Raw genomic sequence first — 21,313 nt, 5'->3', positions numbered from 1 at the left:
AAATATATTTAGATCCACTTCAATTTATTGTATTAGACTTCAATTAATTCAAGATAAGAGTTGAGTCCGTTTCGTTTATTAACTTTCGTAAGCGTTATCTGAAGGGATAGCGAAAGTCATATGAGCCTCAATTTCCAATAAAAGCCTCATTCCCTTGGAACTAAGACTTCGACATTGATCGACACTCATATTTTCGATTACTTACGAAGAACTATTGCTGTTCCAAATGAATTAGTATGGAAGTACATAGAAAAACATCATCATGAGAAAGGTGAGATTACCGAGCATGACCAGAATATGCCAGAGTTCATGGTTTCCGAATTTCCCTGGAAATGGGTTCGGTTTCTCCCTTATGAAAATCACTGCGCCAACCGTATAGAAGGCGCCGCCGAGAAGCAGCAACAGGATGGCAGAAAGCCCCAACCTTATATACACACTGTAAACCAGCGCAAGCGAGAGCCAGCCCATTGAGAGGTATCCCGCCATTGATAACCAAAGGGGCATCGTGGAAAAGAATACCGACTTCAGCACGACGTTAAGGATGGCAAGACTCCATATTATCACGAAGACCGTCCAGCCAACCCAACCGCCGACGACAACGAGACAGAAAGGCGTATAGGTGCCGGCGATGAGAAAGTATATCGCAGTGTGGTCGAGGATAGCGAAGACCTTGAAATACTTTCTAAACCATAAGAAAAAGTGAAGGAGTCCGCTAAAGGTCATTGAGACGACTACGGTTGTCCCGTATATCGCGAAGCTTACAAGATGTAACCATTTACCCTGAATAGCAGAGAAGACTATCAAGAACACCAGCCCGGCAAGTCCGAGAGCCGCTGCCACTATATGACTAATCGCATTGAATCCTTCATTTGAGTTCTCGCTCGTAACCATGGGGTCGAGTTTTCGGCCTTCTATTGTGCTCACGAAGCTTCCTTTCTGGAAAAGTATTTGATCATCTATTATAGCCCAGCCCGCGCTTCGCGACAAAGAGGAAGTATCCAGCATCAGTACTCTGTAACGGTGCATCGAAATGGAAACTACTCGATAAAGAGAACAGTAAGGGGAGACTCTCTGCCATTTAATGGATGAGAGAGGAAGGCGTGAAATTGAGATAATAGAAACAATGAGATCAATCCAGGGATGTTTCAGGAAGGTGAGGGGAGCGTGCCTTCCGGAGCTGTGCCCTATTAATCCTCCGGGAGCCGCATCATAGTTGAAGAAGTCTTTTGAGGTTATCGGCGGCTCTTATGAATAGCGGGCAGCGGCCTTAACGGCTTCGATCAAATTCGTGGGATCGGCAATTCCCCTTCCCGCAATGTCGAAGGCCGTTCCGTGATCTACGGAAGTCCTCAGAATTGGCATTCCAAGGGTAATCGATACGGTCCTATCGAAATCCAGTGTCTTCGTTGCTATGTGGCCCTGGTCATGGTACATAGAGAGAACTGCAGAAAATGCGCCTCTTCTTGCCATAGAGAAGATCGAGTCTGCCCCTATCGGTCCGAGGACATCAATCCCTTTCTGCCTTGCTAGCTCAACGGCGGGAATAATTTCATCGAGTTCCTCGCGCCCGAAGAGTCCACCTTCTCCGCCATGTGGGTTCAAGGCTGCAACACCAATCGGCCTTCGCTGCTCGATGTCCAGCTGCTTAAGGGCTGCGTCACATCTAACTATATAATCGAATATTCTGTCTCTCTTCACCATGCGACAGGCCTCCATAAGTGAAACGTGTCTGGAAAGAAAGAAGACTCGTAGCTCACCGGCTATTTCAAACATCGTCAGCGGGTCTCTCGCCCCCAATAGCGAGCCCAGAATCTCGGTATGTCCTGCAAAGGGAACTCCTGCAGCCTTGATGGACATTTTGTTAATCGGTGCAGTCGTAATTGCAGAAATCTTTCCCTTTTGCGCCAGTTCCGCAGCCTTCTCGAGGTATTCATAGGCGGCCCTTCCGCATCCACCGCAGATCTTTCCGTAATCGGGTAGGTCATCAGCATTCCCCATGTCAATCAACGAGATATTGCCTGAAGTTGATTCCATCTCTTCATTTAGGCCCTCAACCAAAGTTATGCCAAGCGACAGCTTATTTCTGTAGATCTCTCGCTGAATGATCTTGCGGTCCCCAATAACAACCGGCCTGCAGATCTCGAGGATTTCCCCGTGTGCTATAGCTTTACAGACGATCTCGGGGCCGATGCCTGCGGGGTCGCCAATAGTGATCGCTATCAAAGGTTTTCCAGAAAGCCTTTCCGGTAGAACCGGCTTTTCCATAGGTTTCAGAAGCAATACTAACCCCCGTGCATTGTAGACGCGTTCGTTTCTATCCCTCTCCGAATATCTCTGTCCTTATTCCCGTCATGTACCAGTTGAGAATGTCAACACAGATCTCGGCTGCCAGTCTATTCTTCTCTGAAGCGGCAAAAGAGAGCTTTGCGCCCAACGAGGAGATGAGATCGAAACCGCAACAGCTTCCTTCATTCTTCATGAATTCGGCGATTTCCCCCATTCTTTCGAAATCATCGGCAACAATTGCTTCTTTGAGGGATTCAACGTCACCATGCCTTCTTATCAAGAAGCTGTCAACAGCACCCGCCATACTTGCTTCAATGGTAACCGTCACTCTCTCCATCAGTCGCCTCCGGCAGAAAATAATCTAGTAACTCTTTCCAATATCCGCGGTCCTGTCAGAACCATATAACGATTCTATATGATTATCCTGATATTATGAAGTCTTGTTTTCACCTGAACTATGTGCTTACCGATAGAGCAGTCGAAAAACGCCAAACTTGCTCTTCAAACTTCCTCCAAACGCTCTCGATCTGTTCGTCCTTTCGTAGTCAATGTTTAGGTAATAGAGAACAACGAAAGTAATTACACCCATCTTCTTTCGTTGAGGAATGCCTAACGCCAATTTTTAGCATTGAGCTCCAATGATCGTGCCTGTTCAATGCTAATTATTGTTTTTTTCGCTTAGACATATATTGTATAATCATACTAACAATATCATTCGCCGATCCGGGATAGCCCTCTTGCTGACAAGACAGAATGGTTTATCTATGCGTTGTATGTGTCACTCAATAGATTCACGATAGCATAACAAGTAATGTGTTCTCACTTTAATTTGTTAGGAGGCGAAAGATGAAGAAATTCTTGCTAGTCGCTTTAATTGCGATTCTCGTAGTTAGTGCGTTTGCCGGTAAGGTAACGATCTGGAGCTGGCGGACACAAGATGCTCAGGTCTGGAGAGATGTTGAGGCCGCACTCAGGAGTCAGGGACTCAACATAACGATCGAATTCACAGCCTTTGCTCCGACGGAATACGATTCAAAGGTAGCTCTCGCTCTGCAGACCGGTGAAGGTCCAGATATTGTCTACTCCAGAAGACTTCCTGGAGGAAGAACTCAGGTTCTAATTGAAAACGGGCTCTATCTTCCGATCGGTGATTTCACGGACATGTCGAACTTCCCTCAGGCTTCGCTGAACTCCGTTACATGGGAAGACGAAGTTTATGGAGTTCCTTTCGCAGTTCAGGTGGTCGGAATATTCTACAACAAGGACTACTACGACCAGTTCGGACTTGAAGAACCTGAAACCTGGGACGAACTAATCGCTAATGCTGAAGTGTTCAAGAAGAACGGTATCACCCCATTCTTCCTTTACGGAAAGGAAGCCTGGGCGCTGGCAATGCAGCATGCGATGTGTGGCGTCAGCATTCTGGGACCAGACTGGATAAAGGCGCTCACTGATGGCGAAACGAACTTCCTGGATCCAAAGTTCACCGACCTCAACAAGAAACTTAACGACCTCAAAGTTTACTATCAGGATGGATTCATGGGTAATTCGACCGTAGATCAGGATGCTGCTTTCGCATTTGGACAGGCTGCAATGGTGTTCTACGGAGCATGGGGCTACCAGACATGGAAGGATCTCAATCCCGATCTAAATGTCGGCTACTTCATGGTTCCTCCGGAAACAAAAGACCAGACACCTTACGCCTACACATATCTCGATGGAGCGATCGCTTTGACATCAAACGTCAAGAATCTCGAGGACTCAAAAGAGATCATCAAATTCTGTGCCACTCCTGAATTCGGTACGATATTCGCCGGAATCACTTACAATATTCCTGCCGTTGTTGGCGCAGAAATCCCGCCTGATCCTCTTCTAGAAGAGGTTCTTGATGTTTACAACAACAACGCCTCTCCATGGGTTTACTGGGTAGGCTCTGTATTCACAACACAGAAACCTTCTCTCTATGACGACGTTCTTAGCCCAGGAATGCAAGCTCTTTACGCAGGGCAGCTTACTCCCGAAGGACTCTCTCAGATGGCTCAGGACGCTATTTCTCAGTGGTACCCGCCTTTGATGAACAAGTAATCAGTTAATTCTTCTCTTCCCCGCCAGCCAGCGGGGAAGAGTTCATTGAGGAGAAACGAAGATGCAGATTAAACTTAGATACCTTCTTGTTTTCATCTTACCTGCCCTGATTCTGTACTCTATGTTCATAATATACCCACTGATCGACAGCCTCATACTGAGCTTTTTCAGCTGGTCTGGTGTAGGGCCGAGGACCTTCGTCGGTTTAAAGAACTTCCGTACGCTTTTTACCGGAAGCTTTTCCAAAGAACTGTTCAATGCATTCTCACATAACGTTTATTTCTTCATCATGCTTGTAATCTTTGAGCTGGGACTCGGATTCCTTATTGCACTTATGCTGGCAAGCAAGATAAAGGGAGCCGGAGTGTTCAGAGTGGTCACATACATTCCGAATATGATACCTCTGGTTCTTGTGGGATTCATGTGGGTGCTCTTCCTGAATCCTCAAGCAGGCCTTGTTAACCAGCTTCTAAAACTTGTAGGGCTTGGAAGATTCGCACAGCCCTGGCTGGGTCAGGCAAGTACGGCTCTCACGACGATTATTCTGGTGAATGTTTGGCGAAATCTTGGGTTCTATGTACTCGTTATTCTCGCTGCGATACTTGATATATCGCCTGAATTGATAGAGGCCGCTTACATTGATGGTGCCAACAACTGGAAGATTACGTGGAGAATAATATTCCCTCTGACGTTTTCAACTTTCAGAACGCTAGCAATTCTCATTTTCATATGGAGTTTCAATATATTCGACATGGTATACGCTCTTGTGGGCGTACAGGCTGGTCCTTACAGAACTACTGACGTTCTCGGGACTCTCTTCTACAGGACGGCTTTCGGAGGACTTGGCAGCGGGGCAGTCGACATGGGACTGGGAGCTTCGGTAACAGTCTTCATCTTCACCATAGTTATGCCCGTCTCGATTCTGTATGTATACATTGTCGAGAAGAGACAAAGGAGTGCTTGAAACATGCTGAAGCTAAGTCTTTTCGGAAAGATAATCGTCTACTTCCTTCTGGCCGTCTACTGCCTGGTCATACTTGTTCCTTTTTTCATGATGATTTTGAACTCTCTCAAGTCGATGAGGGAGATCTATCTTCAACCCTTCTCCTTTCCGTCAAAGGTTATGTTCGAGAACTATTCAAAGGCCTGGCAACAGGCCGGTATAGGGACGGGCTACAAAAACAGTCTGATTGTTGCCGGAACCTCGGTAATTGGAATTGTTATAGTATCCTCTATGTTCGCCTATGCAATTTCTAAGTATACCTTCAAGGGAAGAAGATTTCTCTTCATTTACTCGATGCTAGGTCTGGCCTTTCCGGCGAGGCTCGCAATAATCCCCATATTCATACTACTGAGAAACTTTCATCTCACGAACTCTCTGCTTGGACTGATTCTAATCTACACCTCCGTAAATATCCCTTTCTCTGTCTTTCTTCTCAAGAATTTCATTGACGGGGTTCCGAATGAGCTTTCTGAAGCAGCCAGAATCGATGGAGCTTCTCCGATGCAGATATACTGGAAGATTGTACTTCCACTGGTCAAACCGGCTCTCTCCATAGTATCGATTGTCAGTTTCGTCAATGTGTGGAACGATTTCTTCTTCCCACTGATCTTCATAACCGACAGATCCAAGGCAACTATAACTCTCGCAGTCTCGATCTTCTTCGGTGAATACGTCAATCAGTGGCACCTCCTCTTCTCGGGCCTTACTCTCGCAGTGGCCCCGACGATAATACTCTTCTTGTTGTTCTCAAGGCAATTCATAACAGGTATGACGCAGGGAGCTATAAAGTGAGGTGTCTGGCGTGAAAGTGAAGCTTGGAATCGACTGTCTTCTGGCTGGAAACCAGCTGAGGAGTAAACGGATCGGTTTGTTAACCAATTCCAGCGGTGTAAATGGAGATTTACGAATCAACGTTGACCTGTTGCTCAGTAACAGATTCAACATCGTGAAGTTGTTCGGTCCCGAACATGGAATCTCGGGAGCCGCGGCAGATGGAGTAAGTGTAGCCAATGCGGTCGACCCTAAGTACGGCATCCCAATCTATTCGCTCTTCGGAGATGTCATACGTCCTACAGAAGAAATGCTTTCGGGAATTGACTCCTTTGTTTATGATATCCAGGATGTCGGACTTCGCTTCTATACATACCTCTACTCTCTTGTATATTCGATGGAAGAGTGTGCAAAGCGGGGAATAGAGGTAGTTGTTCTCGATCGACCCAATCCTCTGTCCTGCAAAGTCGTCGGCCCAACAATTAAGAAGAGATTGGACAGCATCGTTGGTGGCTACGGTTTGGCTCTGAGGTACGGTATGACAGTGGGAGAAGTTGCGAAGTACTTCAACAAGGTTTTTGACATCGGCGCAGATCTGATCGTAATCCCCATGGAGAACTACGACAAAGACATGTATTATGATGAGACCGGCCATCTATGGAGTACTCCCTCTCCAAATATACCTTCTCTTGAACATGCGATACTATACTCGGGCTTCTGTCTCTTCGAGGGCACGAACCTATCCATGGGGCGCGGCACTGTTCATCCATTCAAATACATAGGAGCGCCATGGATTGACTCCTCATCGCTTTATAAGGAACTGAAAAAGCATGATCATCCCGGTGTTGCCTTCAGAGAGAGGAGTTTCATTCCTAGGGCATTCAAGTTGCACGACCAGTCTTGTAATGGTCTTGAGTTCTATGTTGCCGATAGAAACACCATTAAACCCTTGGAACTTGGTTTAGACATAATCGCCACTCTAATAAGATTGTGGCCAGAGAAATTTGACTGGGATGTGCATTATCACGGGACCAGCATCCCTCTAAACAAGATGTGGGACGGCAGATACCATTTCGACCTGATAATGGGAGAAGAAAGGTATAGAGAAGAGTTGCTGAAGGGAGCAACTTCAGCAGAGCTTTCCCGTCTATGGGAAGGTGAACAGAGAGAGTTTGAGAGTCTGATCGAAGAGTTCAGGATCTATTGAGTTTCTCAAATGCCTGTTCTGCAAGGATCTCATCCACGTTCCCCGTGAAGAGTGAGGTCTTGTGGTTGTTTATCATCTCCGAGAATCTCTCGTTATAATAGGCGGAGGCAAATGAGCCGCCAAATGTGTGGATTGTATCGACCTCACCTGTTCTCTCAAGAACGTTGAGAGTCCTTTTTGCCAGTATCTCTATTCCCTCATCTGCAACTCTTTTAGTCAGTTCCGAAGGGTCTTCTAGAGCAACTCTGCTGAATGAGGCGATCTTCGTTTTCATATCAGGCAGAAGCGTAAGATTGACAAGTTCCTCAATGCTCTCCATCTCAAAGAATTCTACAAGCCGGTCGAAAACGGGATCGTGAGGAATCAATCCATCTCTATACTTGAGCGCTGCGGTGATCAACTTCATGGAAATCCAATAGGCGCTTCCCTCGTCATCGAATATGTGTCCCCAGCCGCCAGACTTCACGGCTTCTCCCGCATAGTCATGACCGTAAACAGTAGAACCGGTTCCAGAAACGACAACAACACCTCTTCCTTCGCCGACTGCCGCTCTGTAAAGTCCCTCGATGTCCATAATCACTTCGATGCTAGCTCCTCTGAAAACCGATTCCAGCGCCTGAACGAGCTTTCCTTCGCGAGTTCTGTCTCCCGCACCGGAGAAGGCAGCGACTATCACATCCGGGACCCATATGTCGTCGCGAACTAACGAGAAAATCGATATGAGATTGCTACTGCTGACCGCAGTTATATTAACCCCGGTGCCGTAGTTCTTTCTTATCTTACCTTCACTTGAGATTGCAGTGACTCTAAGATTAGTTCCGCCTCCGTCCATCGCGATGATTTTCTTACTCATTCTACTCTCCTCACAACTTTTAGTCTGTAGCGATCCCCTCTGTAAACAGATCTGACCACTTCCACACATAGATTCTTATTGGTAAATGTCTGTCTCTCTCTAGATATTGCGTAGCTGTCCTCTTTGACTTTTAGATGCTTCGCCTCTTCTCTCGACAACCTGCAAACCTCGATGTTCTCCTGGGCATGATCGAGGACAATGGAAAACTCGTTTTTCAGAATTGCGTAGAGCGATTCTTCACTCATATCTCTATTCACTATATTGAGAATCCTTATATCTGCCAGCGGATTGAGGTAGGCTCTCTCAATTCCATACGGTTCATCATCGAGATACCTAACTCTTTGGAGCAACACTACCATACCGTCCACGGGAATACCGAATAGCTCTGCGATCTCTACAGGAGGAACGATGAGACCGTCTTTCAATACTATCGACTTCGCTTTGCGATTGTCTCTGGCAGCTTCTTCGGTGAATCCTGTGAGGGTACTGATACTTTCCTCGTGTTTTTCTTCGACGACGAAGGTCCCCCGACCTTTAGAAGACTCGATAACGGATTCTCTCTTCAGTTCGTCGAGCGCTCTCCGCAGCGTCAACCTGCTTACCTTGAACTCGCCGCAAAGCTCCTTCTCAGTAGGAAGTTTCTTTGAGTAAACGCCTTTGCCTATTCGCCGTTTAAGCTCTTTGTAGATTTGGTAGTAAACCGGAGCTCCAGCCTCTCTCACTTCACTTCTCCAAGTTCTTTTAGAGCCGAACGCACATGGCCTCTGTTACGCTTCAAAGATTCCTCGCACTGACCCTTCCCGAGCCCCGTCAGGGCCATGAGAATCGCAAGAGGAACCTCCCTGCCGGAGGCATCGAGTATCTTCGCGGACTCTTCATAAGAAAGGTCACTGATTTCCGAGATTATTCTTGTTGCACGATCGACCAGTTTTCGGTTAAGAATCTTCACGCCTATCATGTAGTTTCCGAAAACCCTTCCTACCCTGACCATCGTTATAGTGCTTATCATATTCAGGACCATCTTCTGAGCCGTCCCAGCCTTCAATCTCGTGCTGCCCGTAACTACCTCCGGACCGGTTCGCACGGCAATAGTGACATCTGCTAGCTCCGCAAGGCGAGGATTCCCTACGTTACATATGATTATCGTTCTTGCTCCCTGCTTTCTTGCGTGTCTCAGTATTCCTTCAACGTAAGGTGTCCGGCCCGAAGCCGAAATCCCGATTACAGCATCTCTTTCAGATATAGCGACTTTCTCAGCCTCTTGCTCTCCAAGTTCAACACTGTCTTCGGCGTGCTCCACGGGGTTGGCAAGAGCTTCCTGTCCTCCAGCCATAAGTGTCACGAATAGCTCCTTTGAAACACCGAAAGTCGGAACGACCTCCGCAGCATCCAAGACTCCTAGACGGCCACTGGTACCTGCCCCTGCATAGACTATTCTCCCTCCCGACTGAAGAGATTCGACGCACAGTTCAACCGCAGAAGCGATTTCTTCGAGGACCTCTCTCACAGAAAGAGGTACCGTTGCATCCTCTTCGTTCATGATCCTCAACATTTCATAAGTCGATAGTTCATCCAAATTCATTGATTTGGGATTCGACCTCTCCGTATCAAGCTTATCAAACTTCATCCTAGACCTCCTGCGGTATCTTGACCGGAAGTTTTCCTTCGGCCACTATCGTACCCTTCAAGACCTTCATGATGCTCTTTTGCGAAACGGCTTCGTAGCCGTAACTTAGAATGCAGTTCTTCACACCGTTCACAAACGCGTCGTATGGGTTTCTCAAAGCGATCACAAGCATCCTTCCCGTTCTCTGCGAAAGCCTAAAGAGTAGCTCCCTTTGACCATCGTGCAGGTGAGCGTTCTCGGTGAAAACCAATTTTATGCCTTTTCCGGGGGCACTAGCTGCTATTCTGGCCGCTTCATCAACGGTGAGATTAGGTGCAAAATCAACTACTGGACTGTCCGTTATTTGTGCGATCTCTCTGGCCACAGCAGGAACCCCTTTCTGGGGACCATCCTCTACCTGGACCAATCTGGAAAGTCTGACCGCGAATATCGTGCTGACATCGCTTACTGGTAGAGGAAGCAGAGACCTGTCATTCAGAATGGCCGTAATTGAATTGTCTGAGATCTCTTGCATCGTCTCAAGGCTTTCCGGTGAACCTATCCCTTCGAGCGATACTCTCGCCGATGAGACAGCCTTCATCCTGAATCTCTCTACTCTGCTCAACGACTGCTGAAAACGACCTTCAAGCTCGGAAGATCTCTCAATTTCCTTTATCAGAATCTTCTTGACTCTTCTTTGAATTTCCGGTTCATGGCAGTAAGTAAGATAATCCATACCGTTTTTCAGACCCTCTATCGCGGCTTCCTCGGGTTTGAAGTAATTGCTCACTCCGCCCATGCCAAGATCGTCAGCGACCAAGACACCCTGATACTTCAAGTAATCCCTCGCGAGATCGGTTAGGATCTCTCTAGACATTGAGGCCGGAACGCGCCTAACTTGAAGCTGCGGCATGAATATGTGAGAGGGCATTATAGAATCGGCAGGAACTTCTTTGAACGGCCTCAGTTCTTCAGAATCAAGGGTGCTGAGTGGAACGTCCAGTACCGGCAGATCCAGATGAGCGTCTACGTCCACCCTTCCCTTGCCAGGGAAATGCTTAAGGCAGCTCATAACACCATTTTCACTCATAGCATCAACAAATGCCCTTGCGTAAGAGATTACCTGCTCCGGAGAATCTCCAAAGCTTCGAACTCCAATTCCAGGGTTTTTTGGATTGCAGTTTACATCAACTACAGGAGCAAGATTCCAGTTGACACCGATAGCTCTCATCTCTCTGGCCATGATACTACCCGCAAGAAAGCAATTCTCAACTCTATTGGTTGCCGCTATTGCCATCGCGCCAGGAGAAACAGAGAAGCCTTCCCTGAGTCTGCTCACAATTCCGCCTTCCTGATCTATAGCTATTGCGGGCTTGTATCCCAGTACTCTCTCAATCTCGTCTACCAGAGCCCTAACCTGAGCTGCATCGACAATGTTTTTCGAAAAGAGAATCACCGCTCCGGGCTTGACTTGTACAAGCGTCTTCTCCGTGTCGCTATCGATTTCCGGTCCGGGAATTCCAATAAGAAACAGCCGTCCAACGGCTTCATCTAGATTCAAATGAAAACTCTCCTTCATTCACTTTCGACAGCTCAATTCTAATTTCTAATTGGTTGTATTGTCAATTGTATATTTGTCTAGTATGAATATACATAAACAATAATACACTTGCTCATCGACCTTAGTTGACTATAGTTCCAGCTAACCAGCCTAGGAAAAACTTGGAGGAAAAACGAAAATGAGATAGCATTGCTGTTGGGAGAACCGTGGTCGGGGGTAGCCGTAGGGGGTTGGTAAGAGCAAGAACAGAAGTGATGCTGCCTCCGGCAGGAAGTGAGGCTCGCTGGCGCGAGGAAGTGATGCCCGGAAGGGAATCCGGGGAAGTGATGCTGGCGCTTACGCACCAGGAGGCAAAAACCAAAGAAAAAGAGCAAGCAAATTAAAGTAATCTGATCAGAACGAATCTATTTTGTCATCCTGAAGCGCTCCTGTGCAGGATCTGGTCTTATGGAAAATCGTGGTTGGGGGTTCGAAAGAGCGGAATGAGATGCAAGGCTGGCTACGCCAGGAAGTGAGGCTCGCTGGCGCGAGGAAGTGATGCCCGGAAGGGAATCCGGGGAAGTGATGCTGGCGCTTACGCACCAGGAGGCAAAAACCAAAGAAAAAGAGCAAGCAAATTAAAGTAATCTGATCAGAACGAATCGATTTTGTCATCCTGAAGCGCTCCTGTTCAGGATTTGGTCTTATGGAAAATCGTGGTTGGGGGTTCGAAAGAGCAAGAGAAACCGGTTCACCGTTGAGCGGTTCTCAGTTCACCAGGAGAATCTGTTATTCGTTCCAGAGCGAGGATCTGTTCTTCGTTCTTGGTTAGGACCATTGAAGCAAGAGCATCAAGATTCCGACCAGGAGCTTTGTCGGAATGACGGAATCTAGCCTTTTCGGAATAACCATTTGCTGTATCCCAGACTTAATAAGGGATCCGGTTCCAAGAACGAACAACCTGGACGCGTAGCGACGGAACGAAGAACCGGTCTTCTTGGCAGTGGCCCGTTGACGGACAACGTGGTTTTCATCAGCGATCAGCGTGTTTTTGCTCTTAAGCGCACAGCGGCTCTCAGGATCGAGATGCTGAAACAAGTTCAGCATGACGGATTCCCGGACGAAGAACGAACAACCTGGACGCGTAGCGACGGAACGAAGAACCGGTCTTCTTGGCAGTGGCCCGTTGACGGACAACGTAATACAAAAGGAGGTCTATTTTGATCTGGAATAAAGTTGATGAGATAGTATCCTGTGGTATTGAAAAGGCAGTGTACCCTGGAGCCGTCGTCGTTGTCGGGAAGGATACCGAGATTCTCTACGAGAAACCATACGGCTTCCTTGCTGTCGATGACAATACTCCCGTCACGCTTGAGACCGTATATGACATCGCGAGTATGAGCAAGGTCGTAGCAACCACTAGCGCCATCATGCTTCTGGTTTCTCGGGGCGATCTTTCGCTTTGGGATACTCTGGGCGATCTTCTCGATGTCCCTGAGTCAAAGAAAGGTATTTCGGTCTTTCACTTGCTGACTCACACTTCTGGCATGCAGCCCTACTCGGAAGCATGGCGCGATCTCAAGGGAAGAGAACTTCTTGAGTCGATCATTTCTCTCGAACCGGAAAACGGTCTGATGGAGAAGATAAACTACTCATGTCTCAACTTCATAACTCTGATGGCAGTTGTAGAGAAGACAACTTCGATGTCATTCGCCGAGTTCTGTTCAGAGGAGGTTTTCAGACCTCTTGGAATGAATTCCTCTGGCTTTCTTCCAAAAGAACTGTCGAATGTAGCACCGACATGCGAACGCGATGGAAAAGTATTGAAGGGTCTTCCGGACGATGAGCTGGCATATTATCTTGGAGGGGTCAGCGGAAATGCGGGCGTCTTTTCAACGGGAAGAGATCTTTTCAGGTTTGTCTCCAGTCTAATGTGTGCAGGACTTGTACCATCCAGGGTCTTTGAAACGTTCGTATCCGAGACGGTATGCATTGGAGGAGATAGAAGACATCTGGGATGGCTGGCTCCCTCCAGAGGATCCAGTGCGGGCGATATTCTTGGAGAAGATGCATTTGGGCACACTGGTTTCACCGGAACCTCGCTTTGGGTCGATCCAGTTACCGGGCTGTATGTGATACTGTTGTCTAATCGGACTAATATAAGCAGAAGAGACACTATACCTCAGATGCAGAGAATTAGAAGACGGCTTCATAATTTGGTCTTTGGGAGTCTTGGATGATCTGGAATCGAATGAGAGGACTGCTCGCCAGCAGGAGAAGGAATATCCTCGGCGTAATGTCGGGGACTTCGGCCGATGGGCTGGAGCTGGCTCTGGTAAGCTGTTCTGGCAGCGGAAAGTCAATGAAGATCGAACTTCTTGACCATTTTTCCGTTCGGTTCGATTCCTTTTTTCACGATGAGATAGTGAAGACGTACGATCCTGACCTTTCCGGCGTTGACAGGGTCAATTTGATGAACTTCGTAATTGGCAGAAGGCACGCAGCGGCAATAAAGTCTTATCTTGAGAAGACGAGAGTAGTAGTGGAAGCTATTGCTTATCATGGGCAGACCGTCTTCCATGACCCTGAAAATCGGGCGACTCTTCAGATAGGAGAGGCCGACGTTATCTCATCAGAAACTGGTCTTCCCGTTGTGTTCGATTTCAGGAAGAAGGATATGGTTTACGGAGGGGAAGGGGCACCAATCATCCCGTATTTCGACTGGATCTATTTTGAAAGCGGCTCTTACGCAGTAAACCTCGGAGGCATTGCAAACGTGACTTATGTAGACGATGATCTTGAGAATGTGAAGGCCTTTGACACGGGGCCGGCCAACTGCCTTTTAGATCTGGTCACGAAGAAGCATTACAACCTTGAGTTTGATGAAAACGGCAAGATAGCTGCCAGCGGTTCGGTCGATGATGAGATCCTCAATGCCCTTCTAGAGAGAGACAGAAGCTATTTCGAAAGAAGACCTCCAAAGTCAACGGGAAGGGAGCTCTACAACGAGGTTTTCCTGGAAGGGATCTCTGCAACAAAACCCGAAGACCTAGTTAGAACACTTGTAAGGTTCAGTGTAAGACGATTAGTTGAGAGTATTACTTCTTATTTGCCTATTGGGAAGAGAATGATTGTTACCGGAGGAGGCGCCCTGAATCCTGTCATGCTTGAAGATCTACAACGCTTGAGCGGATTGGAGGTAGTCGTACCCGATAGAACCTTTCTGCAGGCCAAGGAAGCCATGGGGATGGCCGTCCTTGCCCAGGAGTTCTTTAACGGCGTCGGGGCAAACGTTCCCTCAGTAACAGGGGCGAGACAAAGAGTTGTCCTTGGAAAACTGGCATTACCTTAATCTCCCCGACGGGAGAGAAATCATAAAGGAGGTTTTTACAGTGAGGCGAATCTTTCTGTTGATTCTCGCGGTTCTTTTCACCGCCATGTTGATGGCAGCTCCATTTGTGGAAGATACTCTGCTTACTCCGGATCCAAACCCGAAGATGGGAGGTACCCTATATCTAGCTCTTACCGGATCTCCGCAATCATTCAACTTCTACGGTACCCTTGACAACAACGCATACACGGTGGTAGGTCAGATGCTAACAGGACTTGTCGAGGCTCATCCCGTCACATCGGCAATCAGACCGGCCCTGGCAGAGTCTTGGGTAGTTTCGGAGAATAACAAAGAGGTCACCTTCCATCTGAGAGATGTGAAATGGTCAGATGGGGTACCCCTTACAGCAGACGACGTAATCTTCACCTTCAAGTACTTCATCATGAACCCGGTCGCAAGGGGAAACTCTGTTGATCGATTCACGATCGAAGCACAGCCCATAGAGTGGGTGAAGGTAGATGACAGCACCGTCAAAGCAATTCTTCCCGCACCTTACGCAGCCTTTTTCACCGTTCTCTCGCACGCTTATATCTACCCTTCACACGCACTTGAGGACAAGATAGACAAAGACAGACCCGACTCCGTTAACGATCTATGGCTCACAAACACTCCTCCAAGCGAGATTCCGGCAAACGGCCCGTTCGTTCTTTCGGAATACATAATCGATCAGAAAGTAGTTATGACGAAGAACCCCAATTACTGGAAAGTCGATTCTCACGGAAACAAACTGCCGTATGTCGACAAGGTTGAATACATTATCGTGAGCGACGCTCAGGTAAGGCTGGCGAAGTTCATGGCCGGTGAACTCGATTACATGGCCGTCTCGGGAAATGACTTCCCGATACTGAAGGAGAGAGAACTTGCCGGCGGTCCATTTAGAGTCTTCCTCGCCGAGCCGACCCAGCCGACCCCAAGCCCTATTCACATCGCCTTCAATTTCGATGTTGAGAATCCAAAACTGAGAGAAGTCTTCAAGACAACCGAGTTCCGTCAGGCAATGGAGTATGCTCTGGACAGAGAAAGAATAATCGACGAGGTCTACAACGGTTTGGCCGTTCTCGGAGGAGTGCCCGTTCTTCCTTCGAATAAGGCCTTCTACAACCCAAAGATTGAAGAGATCCGAAGACCGTTCAACCTTGCCGAAGCAGCAAGGCTCCTTGACGAATTAGGCTTCAAGGACGTCAACGGTGATGGCCTGAGAGAGTACCCGGACGGAAGCAAGTTCGAATTCGTCCTGACTCTTCAAAGCTCTCCTCAAGAATATCAGGATATCGCCTACATATACTCCCAGGATCTACTTAGCATCGGAATTAAGGTGAACCTGCAGATACTCGATAGTTCTCTTACCGGTCAGATGTTCGGCGCAGGTAGCTTCGAAGCCGGGATCAGGGCATTCGGAAACCAACCCGATCCTCAGTTGAGAAAGGCTATATGGCAGCCGGGCACACAACTGTATTACTGGCACAGAACGACAAGGGATCCCGAGACAAATCTTCCGATATTCGAGAACATGCTTGACTGGGAGAAGAGAGTATATGAGCTCTTTGAACTCGGTCAAGTCGCAATGGACCACGCAGTCAGAAAGACCTTCTACGACGAATGGCAGGAGATTTACGCAGAGTACTTACCCGTGATATTTGTGTGTAAAGGTATGAATCTTTATGCTGCCAACAAGTCTCTTGGAAATGTCGAACAGAACGAAGAGGGTCTTCTCTCTTACGCTTCCTGGACTGTCTTTAAGAAGTAGTTGGTAATTTGCGGGAGGAGAAGCTCCTCCCGCTTCATTTCTCTGGAGGAAGGTTATGTGGTCTTTTATCGTAAGAAGATTGCTTATCATGATTCCAATGATGTTCTTCATATCGGTGATCTGTTTCGTCATTACCGAGCTTCAGCCAGGCGATTTCGTAAGCCAGTACCTCGATAATCCGAGAATCTCGCCGGCTCAGATCGAATTGCTTAGAAAGAATCTCGGCCTAGACGAACCCGCACATGTCAGATACTGGAACTGGATAAAGGGAATAGTCACCCGCGGGGATTTCGGATATTCTTTCGCCTTCCAGAGACCGGTTGGAGAACTGATATGGGAGCGAATGGGTTGGACCATATTCATTGCGCTTGGGGCGATTGTGTTTCAGTGGATTCTTGCAGTTCCTATGGGTATCTATTCGGCGCTGCATCCATATTCATTTGGGGATTACACCTTAACAGTGATCGGTTTCATAGGAGTCTCCATACCCGACTTTTTCATGGCACTGATCTTGATGTATCTAATGCTGCAGATGGGTGCGGCATCGGTTGGGGGTCTCTTCTCGCCCCAGTTTGTCGGGGCGCCCTTCAGTCTGGCAAAACTTGTCGACCTTCTGAAACACATTTGGGTTCCTCTCATAGTCGTTGGAATGAGCGGTCTCGCCGGGCTAATGAGGGTAATGCGAGGAAACATGCTAGACGTGGTCTCTTCTCCTTTCGTGACTTCCCTTAGAGCGCATGGCCTCGATGAGAAAACCGTCAAGAAACACGCGATCAAGAACGCTCTGAATCCTATGGTCAGCATAGCCGGAACGGAGCTACCGAATGTGTTCAGCGGAACTATAATCGCCGCTATCGTATTGAACCTTCCGACAATGGGGCCCTTCTTCTATAATGCGCTTCTTAACCACGATCAATATTTAGTTATGACATTTTTGATGTTCATAGCCATCATAACCCAGATCGGAAATCTACTTGCAGACATAGCGCTGGCTATTCTCGATCCAAGGATAAGGATGAGCTGACATGCAGAGTACGAAAGAACGAATTGCAAAAAACTTCCTTAAGCATAAACTTGGAGTCGTTGGGCTTATCGCCCTCTCGATCATGTATTTGCTGGTCGTCTTCGCCGATTTCATAGCTCCTTACAACTACATAACGGCACACAGAAACTTCGTCTATGCCCCTCCTTCAAAGATACGTTTCTTCGATGAAGAAGGCAACTGGCGGGGTCCTTTCGTGTACGGAATGACCAAGGTCAGAAACCCCGTTACGTATAGACTGGAATTCACGGAAGACAAGAACAACGTAGTACCGATAAAACTCTTCGTAAGGGGTGAAGAATACACTTTCTGGGGACTTTTCAAGACCGATCTTCATCTCTTTGGAGTCGAGGAGTCTTCAGATGTAGCAATGGTACTTCTATTTGGAGGGGACAGGTTTGGAAGAGACCTCTTCTCTAGAGTTCTTGTTGGCGGCAAGGTGTCAATGACCGTGGGCCTTGTGGGCACCCTGATAAGCGTTTTCATAGGCGCCATAGTGGGGGCCCTCTCAGGTTACTATGGCGGGACTATCGACGTATTGATACAACGTTTCATAGAACTCTTAAGATCCTTCCCTAGGATACCGCTGTGGCTGGCACTAGCCACGATACTACCTCCTCAGTGGCCTAGCACGTGGGTCTATTTCGGAATCGTAATTGTCCTGTCGCTGATCGGCTGGATGGGGGTTGCACGTGTTGTTAGGGGAATGGTCTTGAGCCTGAGAGAGAAGGAATTCATTCTTGCCGCCAAAGTATCCGGTGTTTCGAACATGAAGATAATAACGCGTCACCTTATCCCAAACACAATCAGTTATCTGATAGTCGTTTCGACTCTTTCAATACCGGGAATGATTTTGGGTGAGAGCGCTATTAGCTTTCTCGGCCTTGGCATAAAGGAGCCTATGACCAGCTGGGGGTTGCTGCTGAAGCAGGCGCAGTCTCTATCTGAACTGGAGGCTCATCCCTGGCTGATGATTCCAGGGCTATTCATAATAGTGGCTGTTCTCTCCTTCAACTTCGTAGGAGACGCCTTGAGAGATGCAGTTGATCCTTACAGGGCGGTGGAAAAAGTATGAGCACAATTCTTGAAGTCAAGAACCTTAAGACATATTTCAGAACCCCAGATGGTCTGGTTAAGGCAGTAGATGACATCAGCTTCAAAGTCGAGAAGGGAGAGATCTTGGCTCTGGTTGGAGAATCAGGATGCGGAAAGAGCGTAACCGTACAGACTATACTGGGGCTTATCAAGGTACCTCCCGCAAAGGTCGAAGGAGAGATCTATTACAAGGGAAAGAACCTGGCAGGACTGTCGAACAAGGCGTACAGAGACATAAGGGGCAAGGAAATCAGCATGATATTCCAGGAACCCATGTCGACGTTCGATCCTCTATTCACCATAGGCTACCAGCTGAAGGAAGTTGCAAGGGCACACATGCCCTGGGATGAAGGCAAAACCTATGAAGAGATTATTTCGATTCTTCGTAGAATCAACATTCCTGAACCCGAGAAGAGATGCAAAGAGTATCCCCACGAAATGAGCGGCGGAATGCTCCAGAGAATCATGATTGCAATGGCTCTAATAACCAATCCAGAGATAGTCATAGCGGACGAACCAACCACCGCACTGGATGTTACAATACAGGCTCAAGTCCTCAACATTATGCGGGAGCTCCAAGGCGAATTCGGCAGTTCTATAATCTTCATCACCCATGATCTCGGGGTAGTTGCGGAGCTGGCTGACAGAGTTCACGTAATGTACGCCGGAAAGATAGTCGAGAAGGCAGGCGTGAATGAACTTTATTCATCTCCTTCTCATCCTTACACAAAGGGCTTGCTGAACTCCAGAGTGATGAGATCCTACAAGGGAAAGAAGCTGCCGTATATTGAGGGTTATGTTCCAAGAGCTTACGAGTTCCCTGACGGCTGCCGATTCAACCCCAGATGTCCTCATGTAATGGAGATCTGCCGAGAGAAAGATCCTCCCGAGTTTTCTTTGAATGTCGGCCATTCGGTCGCCTGCTGGCTGTTCGATGGGAGGTCGGAAACATGAAGATACTTTCGACCGAAGGGCTTAGGAAGTTCTTCCCGATTAAGGCCGGAGTCTTTCTCCAGGTTGTTGGCTACGTAAGAGCTATGCAATCTGTGACCATGGAGATAAGTAAGGGCGAAACTATCGGCATTGTCGGCGAGTCGGGTTGCGGGAAGAGCACTCTAGGTAGAACAATAGTGAAGATCTATGAACCGACCGGAGGAAGGATAATCTATCATGACGATAAGGGAAATGAATACGACATCACCAAAGGGCTTGCAAAGAACGTCCGCTCGAAATTCCGACGCGACGTTCAGATGATTTTCCAGAATCCGTTTGACTCGCTGGATCCCAGAATGACGGTAAGAGACATTATCAAGGAACCTATAGAAGCACACAATCTACTTTCAAAAGATGAGATAGACGATTATGTCGGAGAGCTTCTGATGAAGGTGGGCATGTATCCAGAATACGCTCAGCGCTACCCTCACGAGTTTTCAGGAGGGCAGAGGCAGAGAATCGCGATAGCTCGTTCTATCTCGGTCAGCCCGAGGTTGATAATCTGCGACGAGCCGACTTCAGCTCTTGACGTCTCTGTTCAGAGCCAGATCATCAACTTGCTGCAGGAGCTAAGAGACGAGATCAAGATGTCGTATATATTCATCTCACATAACCTTGATGTCGTACATCATATGAGCGATAGGATAATGGTAATGTATCTTGGAAATGTTGTTGAAACTGCCGGAGCGAAGGAGCTGTTCGATTACCCTGCTCACCCCTACACAAAGGCTCTGATGGCGTCAATTCCAAACTGGGATCCTCAGGAAAGGAAGCTCCAGAACATCAAGCTTGAAGGGGAACCTCCCAGCCCGATCAATCCGCCTCCCGGCTGCCCGTTTCACCCGAGATGCCCATATAAGATCGACATCTGCAGCAAAGAGATGCCCGACAGCTTCGAAGTGGCTGAGGGACATACAGTCGCATGCTGGCTTCATGAGAGGAGTTGTAAGACCGGGGTTGGGGGTTCGAAAGAGCAAGAGAAACCGGTTCACCGTTGAGCGGTTCTCCGTTCGCCGAGGAGAGCCACGAAGCAATAGCATCAAGATTCCGACCAGGAGCTTTGTCGGAATGACGGAATCTAGCCTTTTCGGAATAACCATTTGCTGTATCCCAGACTTGATAAGGGATCCGGTTCCAAGAACGAACAACCTGGACGCGTAGCGTCGGAACGAAGAACCGGTCTTCTTGGCGGTGGCCCGTTGACGGGCAACGTGGTTTTCATCAGCGACCAGCGGGTTTTTGCTCTTAAGCGTACAGCGGTTCTTTGACAACTTGCAACTGCTCTTTCGAAGGACGGGTCCATGATCTGGGACGAAGGACTAAGGACGACTCTTCACAGCGTTCAGCAGCTCTTTTTTTTTGCTTCCTGCGAAGCGGCATCACTTCCCCGGACGTTTCTCCGGGCATCACTTCCTCGCGCTAGCGAGCCTCACTTCCGGCGACGCTCTTCGCCGCATCACTTCCCCGGATGTTCTTTCGGGCCTCACTTCCTGCCGAAGGCAGCCTTGCGTCCACTGATGCTCCTCAGTGCATTGCGTCCGCAGATGTTCTTCACCGCCTTGCGTCTCTCTCTTATCGAAAGACGTCTCCTACTTTAGCATGAAAAAATGTGGGAGTTCTCAGAAGGATATTGGTTTTCTGACCTCTTTCCTCATACCTCTGACATCTAAGGTCCCTTCGACCCCCAATGGTTG

18 protein-coding genes are annotated in these 21,313 nt (G+C 48.0%); 11 read left to right on the top strand and 7 right to left on the bottom strand.

The window, feature by feature from the left end:
* Nucleotides 1-231 precede the first annotated feature (231 nt).
* The 3 genes from Q502_RS13055 to Q502_RS13045 form a co-directional block, all read right to left on the bottom strand.
* On the bottom strand, nt 232-987 hold the full coding sequence (locus tag Q502_RS13055) for a PAQR family membrane homeostasis protein TrhA (RefSeq protein WP_258394218.1): 756 nt from the start codon (nt 985-987) through the stop codon (nt 232-234).
* A gap of 258 nt (nt 988-1,245) precedes the next feature.
* The gene (gene pdxA, locus Q502_RS13050) at nt 1,246-2,280 is read right to left on the bottom strand and encodes a 4-hydroxythreonine-4-phosphate dehydrogenase PdxA (protein ID WP_102819252.1); all 1,035 of its coding nucleotides are present in this window, start codon (nt 2,278-2,280) and stop codon (nt 1,246-1,248) included.
* Nucleotides 2,281-2,314: 34 nt separating this feature from the next.
* The gene (locus tag Q502_RS13045) at nt 2,315-2,623 is read right to left on the bottom strand and encodes a cytoplasmic protein (RefSeq protein WP_102819251.1); all 309 of its coding nucleotides are present in this window, start codon (nt 2,621-2,623) and stop codon (nt 2,315-2,317) included.
* Nucleotides 2,624-3,132: 509 nt separating this feature from the next.
* Here Q502_RS13045 and Q502_RS13040 point away from each other — a divergent pair.
* The 4 genes from Q502_RS13040 (at nt 3,133) to Q502_RS13025 (ending at nt 7,352) form a co-directional block, all read left to right on the top strand.
* A complete protein-coding gene (locus Q502_RS13040; protein WP_099830496.1) occupies nt 3,133-4,371 on the top strand; it encodes an ABC transporter substrate-binding protein in 1,239 nt (412 codons plus the stop codon).
* A gap of 61 nt (nt 4,372-4,432) precedes the next feature.
* Nucleotides 4,433-5,335, top strand: a complete 903-nt coding sequence (locus Q502_RS13035) for a carbohydrate ABC transporter permease (RefSeq protein ID WP_099830495.1) — start codon at nt 4,433-4,435, stop codon at nt 5,333-5,335.
* Between the two features lie 3 nt (nt 5,336-5,338).
* A complete protein-coding gene (locus Q502_RS13030; protein ID WP_099830494.1) occupies nt 5,339-6,166 on the top strand; it encodes a carbohydrate ABC transporter permease in 828 nt (275 codons plus the stop codon).
* Between the two features lie 10 nt (nt 6,167-6,176).
* On the top strand, nt 6,177-7,352 hold the full coding sequence (locus Q502_RS13025; protein WP_102819250.1) for an exo-beta-N-acetylmuramidase NamZ domain-containing protein: 1,176 nt from the start codon (nt 6,177-6,179) through the stop codon (nt 7,350-7,352).
* Here the strand turns inward: Q502_RS13025 and Q502_RS13020 are convergent.
* Genes Q502_RS13020 through nagZ form a run of 4 tightly spaced genes read right to left on the bottom strand, consistent with a single transcriptional unit; the run spans nt 7,339 to nt 11,372 of the window.
* Nucleotides 7,339-8,205: a BadF/BadG/BcrA/BcrD ATPase family protein gene (locus Q502_RS13020; RefSeq protein ID WP_102819249.1), complete on the bottom strand. Its 867-nt coding sequence runs from the start codon at nt 8,203-8,205 to the stop codon at nt 7,339-7,341. The genes Q502_RS13025 and Q502_RS13020 overlap by 14 nt on opposite strands.
* Nucleotides 8,202-8,927 carry a GntR family transcriptional regulator gene (locus tag Q502_RS13015; RefSeq protein ID WP_102819248.1) on the bottom strand — a complete coding sequence of 242 codons (726 nt, stop codon included), beginning with the start codon at nt 8,925-8,927 and terminating at the stop codon, nt 8,202-8,204. Before Q502_RS13015 ends, Q502_RS13020 begins: the two co-directional genes overlap by 4 nt.
* Nucleotides 8,924-9,832 (bottom strand): N-acetylmuramic acid 6-phosphate etherase, encoded by a 909-nt coding sequence (murQ, locus tag Q502_RS13010; RefSeq protein ID WP_099830490.1) that lies wholly within the window; start codon nt 9,830-9,832, stop codon nt 8,924-8,926. Before murQ ends, Q502_RS13015 begins: the two co-directional genes overlap by 4 nt.
* 1 nt (nt 9,833) lies before the next feature.
* Nucleotides 9,834-11,372: a beta-N-acetylhexosaminidase gene (nagZ, locus tag Q502_RS13005; RefSeq protein ID WP_102819247.1), complete on the bottom strand. Its 1,539-nt coding sequence runs from the start codon at nt 11,370-11,372 to the stop codon at nt 9,834-9,836.
* 1,199 nt (nt 11,373-12,571) lie between these two features.
* Between nagZ and Q502_RS12985 the strand changes: the two genes are divergently transcribed.
* Genes Q502_RS12985 through Q502_RS12955 form a run of 7 tightly spaced genes read left to right on the top strand, consistent with a single transcriptional unit; the run spans nt 12,572 to nt 20,617 of the window.
* A complete protein-coding gene (locus Q502_RS12985) occupies nt 12,572-13,591 on the top strand; it encodes a serine hydrolase (RefSeq protein ID WP_102819244.1) in 1,020 nt (339 codons plus the stop codon).
* Nucleotides 13,588-14,703: an anhydro-N-acetylmuramic acid kinase gene (locus Q502_RS12980; protein ID WP_102819243.1), complete on the top strand. Its 1,116-nt coding sequence runs from the start codon at nt 13,588-13,590 to the stop codon at nt 14,701-14,703. Before Q502_RS12985 ends, Q502_RS12980 begins: the two co-directional genes overlap by 4 nt.
* Before the next feature lie 40 nt (nt 14,704-14,743).
* Nucleotides 14,744-16,489, top strand: coding sequence for an ABC transporter substrate-binding protein (locus Q502_RS12975; RefSeq protein WP_102819242.1), 1,746 nt, complete (start codon nt 14,744-14,746; stop codon nt 16,487-16,489).
* A gap of 55 nt (nt 16,490-16,544) precedes the next feature.
* Nucleotides 16,545-17,513, top strand: a complete 969-nt coding sequence (locus tag Q502_RS12970; RefSeq protein ID WP_102819241.1) for an ABC transporter permease — start codon at nt 16,545-16,547, stop codon at nt 17,511-17,513.
* Between the two features lies 1 nt (nt 17,514).
* A complete protein-coding gene (locus Q502_RS12965; RefSeq protein ID WP_099830484.1) occupies nt 17,515-18,606 on the top strand; it encodes an ABC transporter permease in 1,092 nt (363 codons plus the stop codon).
* On the top strand, nt 18,603-19,580 hold the full coding sequence (locus tag Q502_RS12960) for an ABC transporter ATP-binding protein (protein ID WP_102819240.1): 978 nt from the start codon (nt 18,603-18,605) through the stop codon (nt 19,578-19,580). The genes Q502_RS12965 and Q502_RS12960 overlap by 4 nt, the downstream gene beginning before the upstream one ends.
* Complete coding sequence (locus tag Q502_RS12955) at nt 19,577-20,617, top strand: ABC transporter ATP-binding protein (RefSeq protein ID WP_102819239.1); 1,041 nt, start codon at nt 19,577-19,579, stop codon at nt 20,615-20,617. The genes Q502_RS12960 and Q502_RS12955 overlap by 4 nt, the downstream gene beginning before the upstream one ends.
* Nucleotides 20,618-21,313: the final 696 nt, after the last annotated feature.

This window comes from Mesotoga sp. Brook.08.YT.4.2.5.2., from assembly GCF_003351125.1.
Lineage (GTDB): Bacteria > Thermotogota > Thermotogae > Petrotogales > Kosmotogaceae > Mesotoga.
Note: the sequence above shows the minus strand (reverse complement) of the source record. Positions and strands in the feature narration are given on the sequence as shown.